The sequence below is a fragment of the Caulobacter sp. 602-1 genome (assembly GCF_003931565.1).
Taxonomy (GTDB): domain Bacteria; phylum Pseudomonadota; class Alphaproteobacteria; order Caulobacterales; family Caulobacteraceae; genus Caulobacter.
The window spans coordinates 527,970-539,912 of the sequence record NZ_RRYI01000002.1; the positions used below are offsets into that span (position 1 = coordinate 527,970).

General features: G+C 67.2%; 12 protein-coding genes. 7 read left to right on the top strand and 5 right to left on the bottom strand.

Annotation, left to right across the window (positions count from 1 at the left end; translation table 11 throughout):
* Positions 1–29 precede the first annotated feature (29 nt).
* From EIK80_RS07125 to cckA, 5 genes are all read left to right on the top strand, one after another.
* Entirely contained in the window at positions 30–1,286 is a 1,257-nt protein-coding gene (locus tag EIK80_RS07125) for a DUF418 domain-containing protein (protein WP_158624646.1), read from the top strand.
* 142 nt (positions 1,287–1,428) lie between these two features.
* Positions 1,429–1,692, top strand: a complete 264-nt coding sequence (gene fliQ, locus EIK80_RS07130) for a flagellar biosynthesis protein FliQ (RefSeq protein WP_099580251.1) — start codon at positions 1,429–1,431, stop codon at positions 1,690–1,692.
* Between the two features lie 22 nt (positions 1,693–1,714).
* Positions 1,715–2,470: a flagellar biosynthetic protein FliR gene (gene fliR, locus EIK80_RS07135; protein ID WP_125156267.1), complete on the top strand. Its 756-nt coding sequence runs from the start codon at positions 1,715–1,717 to the stop codon at positions 2,468–2,470.
* A 9-nt stretch (positions 2,471–2,479) separates the two neighbouring features.
* The gene (gene flhB, locus EIK80_RS07140) at positions 2,480–3,589 is read left to right on the top strand and encodes a flagellar biosynthesis protein FlhB (RefSeq protein WP_125156268.1); all 1,110 of its coding nucleotides are present in this window, start codon (positions 2,480–2,482) and stop codon (positions 3,587–3,589) included.
* A gap of 102 nt (positions 3,590–3,691) precedes the next feature.
* A complete protein-coding gene (cckA, locus tag EIK80_RS07145) occupies positions 3,692–5,767 on the top strand; it encodes a cell cycle histidine kinase CckA (protein WP_125156269.1) in 2,076 nt (691 codons plus the stop codon).
* A 19-nt stretch (positions 5,768–5,786) separates the two neighbouring features.
* Here cckA and EIK80_RS07150 read toward each other — a convergent pair whose 3' ends face one another.
* The 5 genes from EIK80_RS07150 to EIK80_RS07170 all read right to left on the bottom strand — a co-directional run bounded on the left by EIK80_RS07150 (position 5,787) and on the right by EIK80_RS07170 (position 9,564).
* Entirely contained in the window at positions 5,787–6,320 is a 534-nt protein-coding gene (locus EIK80_RS07150; protein ID WP_125156270.1) for a DUF4199 domain-containing protein, read from the bottom strand.
* Between the two features lie 117 nt (positions 6,321–6,437).
* The gene (locus EIK80_RS07155; protein WP_125156271.1) at positions 6,438–6,851 is read right to left on the bottom strand and encodes a response regulator transcription factor; all 414 of its coding nucleotides are present in this window, start codon (positions 6,849–6,851) and stop codon (positions 6,438–6,440) included.
* 20 nt (positions 6,852–6,871) lie between these two features.
* Positions 6,872–7,183, bottom strand: a complete 312-nt coding sequence (locus EIK80_RS07160; RefSeq protein ID WP_125156272.1) for a hypothetical protein — start codon at positions 7,181–7,183, stop codon at positions 6,872–6,874.
* Positions 7,184–7,321: 138 nt separating this feature from the next.
* A complete protein-coding gene (locus EIK80_RS07165; RefSeq protein ID WP_125156273.1) occupies positions 7,322–8,941 on the bottom strand; it encodes an autotransporter domain-containing protein in 1,620 nt (539 codons plus the stop codon).
* Positions 8,942–9,042: 101 nt separating this feature from the next.
* Complete coding sequence (locus EIK80_RS07170; RefSeq protein ID WP_125156274.1) at positions 9,043–9,564, bottom strand: GNAT family N-acetyltransferase; 522 nt, start codon at positions 9,562–9,564, stop codon at positions 9,043–9,045.
* A 63-nt stretch (positions 9,565–9,627) separates the two neighbouring features.
* Between EIK80_RS07170 and EIK80_RS07175 the strand changes: the two genes are divergently transcribed.
* Both EIK80_RS07175 and EIK80_RS07180 read left to right on the top strand, forming a co-directional pair.
* On the top strand, positions 9,628–10,005 hold the full coding sequence (locus tag EIK80_RS07175; RefSeq protein WP_125156275.1) for a nuclear transport factor 2 family protein: 378 nt from the start codon (positions 9,628–9,630) through the stop codon (positions 10,003–10,005).
* 103 nt (positions 10,006–10,108) lie between these two features.
* Positions 10,109–11,932, top strand: a complete 1,824-nt coding sequence (locus EIK80_RS07180; protein WP_125156276.1) for a DUF885 family protein — start codon at positions 10,109–10,111, stop codon at positions 11,930–11,932.
* Positions 11,933–11,943 lie beyond the last annotated feature (11 nt).

The window sequence follows — 11,943 nt, forward strand, 5'->3', positions numbered from 1 at the left end:
CAGACTAGGCCGTGGCTTGGAGGATGGCGATGACGGCGGTTGATGCGAACTCGGGAACGACGTCTCCGCCGGTCAAATCCAAGGTGCGGATCCAGGCGCTGGACCTGATCCGCGGCCTGGCCATCCTGGGCATACTGGCGGTGAACGCCGACGGCTTCGCCGCGCCGATGCTGGCCTCGCTGAATCCCGCGACCTGGCCGTTCCCGCACGAGGGCTGGACGGCGATCGCCTTCTGGATCGTCCAGGCCTTTTTCCACGAGAAGTTCGTCACCCTGTTCTCGATGCTGTTCGGCGTCTCGCTGTTCCTGGTGGGCGGCGAACTGTCGGACAGGACGCGCGGCAAGTTCCTGGCACGGCGCCTGGCGGTGCTGCTGATCCTGGGCATGATCCATGGCTTCGGGATCTGGTGGGGCGACATTCTCACGCTCTACGCCTCGACGGGGGCGATCATGTTCTTCTGCCGCTCGCTGTCGGCGCGGACGCTGATGATCGCCGGCGTCCTGCTCTACGGCGCCATGACGCTGCAGCACCTGCCGCCGGGCGCCCTGCCTTTCGCGCCGCCCGAGGCTCGAGCGAGAGCAGAGGCTCAACTGACGCCGCCGCCCGCCGCCATCGCCAAGCGCAAGGCCGGGGCCGAGGCCGATCTGGCTGAGGCCAAGAGTTCCTGGGCTGGGGCCTATCGCGTCAATACCAAGGAATATCAGCGGCTGCTGTCGGGTTATCCGCGCCTGTTGCCCGCGACCTTGGGCCTGATGATGATCGGCCTGTCGCTGTTCAAGTCCGGCTTCCTGGCGGGGCGCTCGAGCACTAGGCGTTATGCGGCGGTTGCCGCTGCGGGCGCTGCTGGGCTGGCGATCGTTTCTTGGCTGGAGTGGCGCGCGGTCATGGCCGGCGCGCCGGTCCTGGGCGGAGATGTGTTGGGCAGGGTGCTGACGCCATTCATTTCGCTTGCCTATGCCAGCGTGCTGATCCTGCTGCTGAAGGCCGGCGCGGCGGTGGTGCTGTCGCCGATGGCGGCGGCGGGGCGGATGGCCTTCACCAACTACCTGACCCAGTCACTGATCATGACCTGCATCTTTTACGGCGGCCGAGGCGCGCTGATGGGGCAGGTCGACCGGCCGGCGCTCTGGGGAATCGTCCTGGCGATCTGGGCGCTGCAGCTGACCTGGTCGCCGCTGTGGCTCAAGCGGTTCGAAATGGGACCTTTCGAGTGGATCTGGCGCTGCCTGACCATGGGCCGCCTGCTGCCAATCCGGAAAGGCCCGGCGGGCGCGGCGGCGGCCTGAACGCTAAGCCCGCGACCCACCGTCGCGCCCCGCTTATCCAGGCGTTCGGGCGACAACCCCTAACGCCCTGTTAACCATATTTCGCCCATCTTCGGGCCTCGAAACAACGCGGCCAGTACGGCCGATTCCCACGAGGCTTCGCATGACGGGCGCAGAGGTTCTTGATGTCGGCCGGGACGCGATCTGGCTGACCCTGCAGCTGTGTGCGCCCTGCCTGATCGTCGGTCTGGTGATCGGCGTCGCCATCGGCCTGTTCCAGGCCCTGACCCAGATCCAGGAGCAGACCCTGGTCTACGCCCCCAAGATCGTCGCCATCTTCGTGTCGCTGCTGATCTTCCTGCCGATGATGGGCGCGCTGATGAGCGGCTTCATGCGCCAGATCGCCGCCCGCATCGCCGGCATGTAGCGCAAGGGCAGGGGGCCTTCAGGTGAACTCCTTCGCCACGGCGTTCCAGGTCTATGTCGCCGGCCTCGTCTTCGCGCGGGTCGGGGCCATGGTCATGACCATGCCGGGCATCGGCGAACAGTCGGTGCCGCCGCGCGTGCGCCTGGCCTTCGCCCTGCTGATGGCCCTGATCCTGGGGCCGTTGGTCCAGAACACCGCGCCGCCGATCCCGACCACCCTGGGCGGCCTGGTCGGCGGGGTGATCCACGAGATCCTGATCGGCCTGATGATCGGCTCGGTGCTGCGCCTGTTCATGAGCTCCCTGACCACGGCCGGTGAAATCATCTCGATGCAGACCACCCTGTCCTTCGCCCAGAGCGTGAACCCCTCGATGCAGGGCTCCAGCACGGCGGTGGCCACCTTCCTGTCGATGATGGGCCTGACCCTGGTGATGGCCACGGGGCTGCATCACCTGTTCATTGGCGCGATCGTCAAGTCGTACACGATCTTCCCGTTCACCCGCGCCGTACCGATCAACGACGCCGTCACTCTGGCGGTGCGGACGGTGGCGCAGTCGTTCTCGCTGGGCATCCAGCTGGCCGCGCCGGTGATCGTGTTCTCGCTGGTCTTCAACCTCGCCACGGGCCTGGTCGGCCGGGTCATGCCCGCGTTCCAGATCTTCTTCGTGACCTCGCCGCTCAGCGTGATCCTGGGCCTGTCCCTGCTGGCCCTGTCGCTTGGCGGCATCGCCATGGTCTGGACCGACCGCTACCGCGAACTTCTGGCCGTGTTCAACTAGGGGCGCGGCATGGCGGAAGATTCAGATCCCGAGTCGAAAACAGAAGAACCGTCAGCCAAGAAGCTGTCGGATGCGCGGGCCAAGGGCGACGTCGTCAAGTCGGCCGACATCCCGCAGCTGGCCTCGCTGGCTGGCGCGGTCTCGGTGATCCTGATCGCCGGCGGCTGGCTGACGCGCGATCTGATGAGCGCGCTCTATCCGTTCATCGCCCACGCCGGCACGATCGAGATCTCCAGCGGCGGGGCCGTGCTGATCATGAAGCAGGCGGTGATGGCCGCCCTGCCGCCGCTGCTGCTGGTCATGATCGTCACCGCCGCCATGGGCGTGATCGCAAACGTCTCGCAGACGGGCTTCATGCTGACGCCGGATAAGCTGAAGCCGGACTTCAGCAAGCTGAATGTGCTGAAGGGCCTTACCCGGATCTTCGGCATGGACGGGCTGGTGCAGTTCGCCAAGTCGGTCCTGAAGATCGGCGTTACGGCCTTCATCGCCTGGATGGTGCTGAAGCCCAATGTCGGCGAGGTGCGCAACCTGGTCGGCATGGACGTCTCGCTGCTGATCCCCGAGGCGCTGAAGCTGTCCAAGAAGCTGCTGATCATGGTGATCATCTTCCTGGTCGCCACCGCCGCCTTCGACTACTTCTGGCAGCGGATTCGGTTCATGAACCGCATGCGCATGACCCTTCAGGAGGTCAAGGACGAGTTCAAGCAGTCGGACGGCGACCCGCACATCAAGGGCAAGCGACGCCAGATCCAGATGCAGCGCTCGCGCCAGCGGATGATGCAGGCCGTGCCCAAGGCGACCGTCGTCGTCATGAACCCGACCCACTACGCGGTCGCGCTGAAGTACGAGGCCGGCGAGACCCCCGCGCCGATGTGCGTGGCCAAGGGCGTCGACGAACTGGCCTTGAAGATCCGCGCCCTGGCCGAGGAACATGGCGTGCCGGTGCTGGAGGATCCGCCCCTTGCTCGCGCCCTCTACGCCAGCGTCGAGGTCGACCAGGAGATCCCGGTCGAGCACTTCGAGGCGGTCGCCAAGGTCATCAGCTTCATCATGAACGGAAAGAAGCCCCAATCGCGGCCTCAGGGGCGCGCTGGGCAGCGCGCGCGTCCTCTATAAGACTCAATTTCCAGAAAACTGACCTAGCAGTCGGGAAAGGCTATTCTTTTCCGACTACAGGTGAGTCGCGGCTTCGCCGTAACAAAGGTAACAATCCAGCCGATGGCCGATTTCCAGCTTCAGGACAAAGCTCCGACCGGCGCGCCGCGCCGGCGCTTCGATCCGTGGCTGGTGGGCGCGGCGGTGTTTTTCGTGGCCGCTGCGGCGTTCGCCGTGGCGCCGGCGCTGAAGGCCGGACCGGTGACCCTGGCCGGTCTGCTGCTGTTGCTGGGCGTGGCCGGCGTGGCGATCCTGGGCCTGGTGGCCATCCGCGGCTCGGCGGTGACGGGCGCCGACGTCGACCAGGCCGAGGGCTTCATCGACGCGCTCAGCGAGCCGGCGGCCCTGGCCGCGCCGGACGGTCGCCTGCTGGCCGCGAACCTGTCCTGGCGCGAGGTGATGGGCGATCAGCGCCGCCTGCCCAAGGGTGTGGCCGGCTCCAGCCTGTTCGCCGCCCTGGTCCAGGCCCGCAAGGGCGAGATGGCTCAGGGCGTGCTGCGCGCCAGTGGCGTCGACCACACGGCCAATGTCTCGCGCCTGGCGGGCGGTCGCCTGCTGATCCGTCTGACGCCGATCGTCGAGCTCGAACGCGTGGTCGAGACGCTGGCGACCGCGCCGGTCGCCGAGCGCGTCGCCCCGCCGCCGACCACCCTGGACGCCTTCGCAGGGGCCTCGCCGTTCGGCGCGGCGCTGCTTGAAGGGCTGGATCCGTTCAGGTCGAAGGTGCTGGAGGTCAATCCGGCCCTGACGACCATGACCGGCGGCAAGGCGGGCATGGTGTTCGGCGATCTGATCGACCCGGCCTCGCGCGCCGAGGCCGAGACCCGCCTGAACGAGGGCAAGGCCGGCCCGTTCGAGGTGCGTCTGGCCCGCGATCAGACCCGCATCGCCCATCTCTATCTCTACCGCGCCGAGGGGCGCGTCGTGGCCTACATGATCGACGTGTCCGAGCAGAAGCAGATGGAGCTTCAGCTGGCCCAGTCGCAGAAGATGCAGGCCATCGGCCAACTGGCCGGCGGCGTCGCCCACGACTTCAACAACCTGCTGACCGCCATCCAGCTGCGCCTGGACGAGTTGCTGCACCGTCACCCGGTCGGCGATCCGTCGTACGAGGGCCTGAACGAGATCCGTCAAACGGGGGTGCGCGCCGCCGACCTGGTCCGCAAGCTGCTGGCCTTCTCGCGCAAGCAGACCGTTCAGCGCGAGGTGCTGGACCTGGGCGAGCTGATCTCGGAGTTCGAGGTCCTGCTGCGCCGCCTGCTGCGCGAAGACGTCAAGCTGATCACCGACTACGGCCGCGACCTGCCGAAGGTGCGCGCCGACAAGAGCCAGCTCGAGACGGCGGTCATGAACCTGGCGGTCAACGCCCGCGACGCCGTGCGCGCGGCCAAGGGCGGCGGCATCGTGCGGATCCGCACCGCCCGCCTGACCCGGGACGAGGCCATCGGCCTGGGCTTCCCGGCGGCCGAGGGCGATGTCGCCTTCATCGAGGTGTCGGATGACGGCCCCGGCATCCCGCCCGATGTCATGGGCAAGATCTTCGATCCTTTCTTCACCACCAAGCCGGTGGGCGAGGGGACCGGCCTGGGTCTGGCCACCGTCTACGGCATCGTCAAGCAGAGCGACGGCTGGATCCATGTTCACAGCCGGCCGGGCGAGGGCGCGGCCTTCCGCATTTTCCTGCCAATCTACGACGCTCCTGCGGGCGTCGCCGCCGTCCAGGCCGCCGCCGAGCCGGTCAAGCCGCGCGCCGCCCGCGACCTGTCGGGCGCTGGCCGTATCCTGTTCGTCGAGGACGAAGACGCCGTCCGCAGCGTCGCCGCTCGCCTGCTGCGCGCCCGCGGCTACGAGGTGCTGGAAGCCGCCGACGGCGAGGAGGCCCTGATCATCGCCGAGGAGCACGCCGGCACGATCGACCTGCTGATCTCCGACGTGATCATGCCCGGCATCGACGGACCGACCTTGCTCAAGAAGGCTCGCGGCTATCTGGGCAACGCGCCGGTGATGTTCATCTCCGGCTACGCCGAGGCCGAGTTCAGCGATCTGCTGGAAGGCGAAACGGGCGTGACCTTCCTGCCCAAGCCGATCGACATCAAGACCCTGGCCGAGCGGGTCAAGCAGCAGCTGCAGGCGGCTTGAGGCTCGTTGGCCGCTTCCCCTATCGTGAAGCGACCGAGGTCTTGGCCGGCAGGAAACGCGGGTTTCGCACCAGGGCCGCGCTGACCAGGGCGACCAGCAGGCCGACGGGAAAGATCTCGATGAAGGTCATCGGCATTCGGTACAGCGGGTTGGCGTAGCTCTTCCTCATCTCCGCCATTTCCGCCGCCAGCTTGGCGTAGGCTGCGCCGGAAAGACCCTCGGCCTTCTTCGAGGCCAGGATGCTGGCCGTGTACTCGTCCATGAAGCGATAGTGGGTGATGGCCAGATAGGCTTCCCATATGGCGACATAGGCGATCCCGGCGACCACGGCGACGCCCAGGCCGACCAGGAAGGCCGGCCAGAACTTGATGACCCCGCCCAGCGCCCTGTCGCGGTGCGACTTGATCGCCAGCAGAATCGCGGAAAGTCCGACCAGCATGATCAGATAGCCCAGCCACAGGCTGTGCTGGGCCGAGAAGACGATGGTGGCGATCATGCCCAGGATGATGATGACGCCCGAGATCAGGCCGTAGGTCAGGATGGTGCGTGTCATGGAATTTCTCCTCCGCGCCGCCCCGCGACGCGTCCCAAGGCTGCCGTCGCCGTGTCCGCGACGGTATCGCCCGAAAGGGTGAGATCGACAGTTTCGTCCTAACGGGCGGCGGTCAAGCTAGGGGATCAGCGCCAGATCCCGGGCCTTGCCGATCGCCTGGGTGCGGCGGCTGACTTCGAGCTTGGCGTAGAGGTTGGCGACGTGAGTCTTGACCGTATTGGGGGAGAGGCCCAGGTCGCGGGCGATCTCCTTGTTGGAGCGGCCCGCCGCCAGGCGCTCCAGCACCTTCACCTCCTGGCCCGTCAGGCCCAGGGCGGCGAGGGCCGCGTCGTTACGCTGGAAGCGCTCGGGCCGCGCCCGCGCCGCCAGCTTCCAGCCGACCCAGACACCGCCGGCCGCGAAGGCCGCGCCGATCAGGCCTACATAGATCTGCCAGGAGAAGGCGCGGGCCACGAACCGGTACTCCAGCCACTGCAGCGCGAACGCGCCCAGCGCCAGGACCAGCGCCCACAGGAGGATCGTGCGGATCATATCCCCCCGCATGGCGCGGTTCAGCCTAGACGCGCCTTGGCCTCGGGCGGCGCGACCTGGTCGAACAGGATCTTCAGATGCTGGTCCTTGGCGTGGTCGTTGTGCAGTTCCCACGACAGCGAGACCGGCAGGCGCAGGCGGCCGCCGTCGGACAGGCGGGCGACCAGCACGCGCCAGGAGAAGCCTTCGCCAGGATCCCCCAGCGGATCCTTGAACTCGACCAGGGCCGGATCGCGCAGGCGAAAGCGCCGCTCGGGATGGGCCTCGAACCAGGCGCGGTCGGCCTCTGCGGTCGGATCCTTGATGACTTTGGCGGTGACTTTGCGAACCATGGACGCGTCCTAGCACCGGATGGGAAAACTTCCCATCATGCGTCCATGAGGACCGTGGTCGAACAGCAGGGCCTGGAGCCCGTCTAGGAGAGGGCGGCGTTGGCCGCCGGACCTTGGGAGAAGTCCAGCGGCCTCGCGCTAGAAGCCGAAGCGCGCGCCGATCCGCAGGCCGCCGCCGTGTCGACCGCCGCCATAGTCGCCGCCGGCTTCCGCGAAGGTGATCGCGCCGCTGGAGGCGCGATAGCTGACGCCGACGGCGACCTGGCCGAAGGTGCGGCCGCCGTCCTTCGACAGGTGTTCGCGCTCGCCGCCGCTGACCAGGGTGAGGCCGTTCTTGATCGTAAAATCATGGACCACGAACGCCGCGCCATAGGTGGTCAGGGCGCCGCCCAGCAGGTCGTTCCGCGCCGCGCCGCGCAAGCCCGCCCTGGCGGTGAAGCCGGTGGCGCGATCGAAGTCCAGGCGCTGGCCCAGGGTCTTCATGTCGTCGAGGTGCGTGCTGACATAGTTGACGCCCAGCAGCGTCTCATAGGCCAGGTCGCCGTCGCCGAACCGATGACCGGTCTCGACCTGGGCGCCGTAGGCGGTCCCGTCGAACTTGGCGTCGATGCCGTCGACGTCGTTGCGGGCCTTGATCGACTGGAGGTCGGCCTTGGCCAGGGCGTTGAGGAAAAAGCCGCCTTGGGTCAGGGCGACATAGCCGCCGAAGTTCACCACGCTCAGCTTGACCTCCTGACCCGCCACGCCGCTGAACCGCATCTTCGCGTCGGCGTAGCCGCCGGTCAGGCCCAGGGCGATGCGACCGTCGTCCAGGCCCGCGTTGAGGAGATCGAGACCCATCTGGCCGCCATAGGTGGTCTGCTCGTAGTCGACGGCGACCGTGTGCTGGGCCGAGGCGGCGATGTCGTCATCGCGGTCCTGCCGTCCGCCATAGGTCTGGGCCCACACGCCCTTGCCATTGGCCGCGGAGCCGGCGTCGCGCAGGCTGGCCACATGCGTGCTCCAGGCGTCCGCCGACTGGCGCCAGACGCTGCTGGCGCCTTCGGAGATCTTCAGCGCCTCGTAGGTTCGCTGACCCGCCACGCCCTTCAGGCGATAGGTCCACGTCTTGGTGTCGAACAGCAGGCCGTAACGGATCAGGCCGATTTCGTTGTTTTCGATGCGGAAGGCGTCCGCCTTCGAGTCCGCGCCGGCCTGGATCAGGATGGGGCCGCTGTCCCCGGTCAGGACCGCGGTCTTTCCCGAAACGCCGCCCAGGAGGATCTGCGTGCCGCCGTTGGCGACATCGCCGACGACGAGCATGTCGGCGCCGGTCGGCCCGACATCGAGGCCGAGGCGCGCCTTGCCGGCGACCCCATTGTAGTCGCCGGATATCGTCAGGACGTCGCCGACATGGCCGTTGCGCAGGTCTATCAGGCCCTGGTTCTTGAGAGCGTCCAGCGACAGCAAGGACACCTTCACGGGGGACGTCGCGCCGGCGCCCACCGTGAGGACGCCATTGTTCAGCAGCGTGTCGGAGCCGGCGAGGAAATCGACGTCTGCGGTCAGGTCGACGGCGCCGTTGCTGGTGACTTCGTCGTCCCCGTCCGTGAGCAGCTTGTCGCCGAAGACCGGGCTGGCCTTGGGCGGATCGTCGGCGTGGGCCGCCACGGGCGTCAGCAGCATCATGGGGGCGAGGAGGGCCGAGAGCGCGGTCGACGCGCGGAATCGACCCGTGGCCGGCGCGCGAGCGCCAGCCCGGTGAGCAGAACTCAGCACTTACTTGGACTCCGTAAGCGATCGCGCCCCCGCGACGCGGCGGAACCTATGAGGGGCGAGAGCCCGGATCAAGCCGAAGTTTCATAAAAACTGTACAAGCTCTATCGACGTCGCTCCAGCACCATGATCGGCGAGCCCCTGAACGTCGTGTGGGTTTTCAGCGTGAAGCCGACCTTGTCGGCGAGGGCTAGGGAGGCGGCGTTTTCGGGATCGATGATGCAGGGCACGACCGGCGGCGCCAGGGTCTCGTCGATCCAGGCCAGGCCGGCGCGGACCGCCTCCGTACCGAAGCCCTGACCATGCGACCAGGCCGCCAGCACCCAGCCCATCTCCGGTAGGCCATACAGGCTGGGTTGGATGTCGCGGCGCAGGTCGGCGAAACCCACCTCGCCGACATAGCGGCCGGTCGAGGTCTCGCGCACCGCCCAATAGCCGAAGCCCAGCACCTCCCACAGGCCCCGGGCCCGCATCAGCCGCGTCCAGGTCTCCTCGTCGGTGAACGCGCGCGCGCCGACATGGCGGACCACCACCGGATCGGCCCACATGGCGCGACTGTCCTCGAAGTCGGTCAGAGTCGGGGGCGAAAGGGTCAGGCGGGCGGTGGTCAGGGTTGGGGCGGGCATCGCGGCTCTGAGTTTGCGTCGAACAGTGAGCAAGCTACACCGGCGCGCAGAGTAGGGAAGACCATGACCAAGCCGGAAGACGCGATCGCCGCCCGCCGCAAGCTGACCAACAAGCTGATCGCCGCCAAGGACGCCGCGCGTCTGCGGCCGTTCTTCGATCCGCGCGTCACTCTGATCGCAGGCGACGGCTCGCTGCTGCTGGGGGCCGAGGACGTGCTGGCCGCCTTCGCCAGCCAGTTCGCCGACAAGGGCTTCGGGGCCTACGTCCGGACGACGGAGGAGATCAGCTTGAACGCCGAGGGGACCCGCGCCGCCGAGCGTGGCCGCTGGGTCGGCCAATGGAAGGACGCCTCCGAGCAATCGGGGACCTATCTGGCTACCTGGAAGAAGGTCACCGGCCAGTGGGTGATCGAGAACGAGCTGTTCGTGACGCTGGCGTGAGCTTGGTGATTGTAATCGCCCGCATGACGCGGAATTAATTTCGCCAAAGCCGGGCGGGGGCTTACGCCTTCGCCCTCAATTAGGGCCCCGGGGAGGAAAAGCCTTGCTCAACCGTCGTCAAATGATGTTCGCCACCGCCGCGGCCGGCTTCGCCGCCACCGGCGGCGCGCCGTCCCTGGCCTTCGCGCGCGAAGGCGAGGTCGCCAAGCTCAACGCGCTGTTCGACGAGATCATGGCCAAGCAGTTGCGCCAGTCGCCCGAGACGGCGACCGGCCTGGGCCTGGACAGCGGTGACCTGGCCTGGACCAAGGGCTTGCTCAGCGACCGCTCGTTCGCCGCCATCAAGTCGGGCGCGGCCCAGACCTCCCAGCAACTGGCCGCCCTGCGCGGCATCGACCGCCGCGCTCTGAAGGGCATGGACGCCGCCAACTACGACACTGTCGAGTTCGTGCTGGCGGTGCAGGACGAGGGCAACAAGAAGTTCAGCTACGGCGGCGGCGGTTCGGGCGCGCCCTACGTCCTCAGCCAGCTGACCGGCAGCTACCAGCAGATGCCGGATTTCCTGGACACCCAGCACAGCATCGAGACCAAGGCCGACGCCGACGCCTATCTGTCGCGCATGGAGGGCTTCGCCCGCCTGATGGACCAGGAAACCGCCCTGGCCAGGCAGGACATGGCCGACGGCGTGATCCCGCCGGACTTCATCATCGACAAGACCCTGGTCCAGATGAAGGCCTTCGCCGACACCCCGACGGCCGACTCGCCGCTGGTCAAGTCGATCGCCCGTCGGACCAAGGACAAGAACATCGCCGGCGACTGGGCCGCTGAAGCTTCGCGCATCTACGAAGGTTCGGTCCTGCCGGCCCTGAAGCGCCAGATCGCCCTGCTGGAGAGCGTCCGTGGCAAGGCCACGCATGACGCTGGCGTGTGGCGCCTGAAAGACGGCGCCGACTACTACGCCGTGTCGTTGAAGAACTACACGACCTCGGACATGAAGCCGGATGAGATCCACCAATTGGGTCTGGATCTGGTGAAGTCGATCAACGCCGAGGCCGACAAGCTGTTCAAGAGCATCGGCATGACCCAGGGCACGGTCGGCGAGCGCATGGCCAAGCTGGGCGAGGACATCTATCCGAACACCGACGAGGCCAAGGAGCAGCTTATCAAGGATCTGAACGCCAAGGCGGCCTGGATCCAGAAGCAGCTTCCGGCCTATTTCGGCGCCCTGCCCAAGGCGCCGCTGGAGATCCGCCGCGTTCCCAAGGCCATCGAGGCTGGCGCGCCGGGCGGCTACTACAACTCGCCTTCGCTCGACGGCAAGCGCCCAGGCATCTACTGGATCAACCTGCGCGACACCAAGGAGCAGGCCAAGTACACCCTGACGACCCTGACGGTGCACGAGGGCGTCCCGGGCCACCATCTGCAGCTGTCGATCTCGAACGAGGCCAAGGGCCTGCCCATGATCCGCAAGATCATCGGCTTCTCGGGCTACACCGAGGGCTGGGCGCTCTATTCCGAGCAGCTGGCCGTCGAGATGGGCATCTACAAGACCGACCCGCGCGGTCACATCGGCATGCTGCACGACGCCCTGTTCCGCGCCGTCCGCCTCGTGGTCGACACCGGCATGCACTACAAGAAGTGGAGCCGAGAGCAGGCCGTGAAGTACATGGCCGAGACCATGGGCGACGAGGAAAGCGGCTCGATCACCGAGATCGAACGTTACGTCGTGTGGCCGGGTCAGGCCTGCAGCTACATGATCGGCAAGATCGTCTGGCTGCGCGCCCGCGCCAAGGCCCAGAAGGCGCTCGGCAAGAAGTTCGACATCCGCGAGTTCCACGACGCGGGCCTGCTCTCGGGCATGACCCCGCTGACCACGCTGGAACGCGTGATTGACGACTACATCGTCAGCAAGGGCGGCAAGGCCTGAGCCTGAAGAAC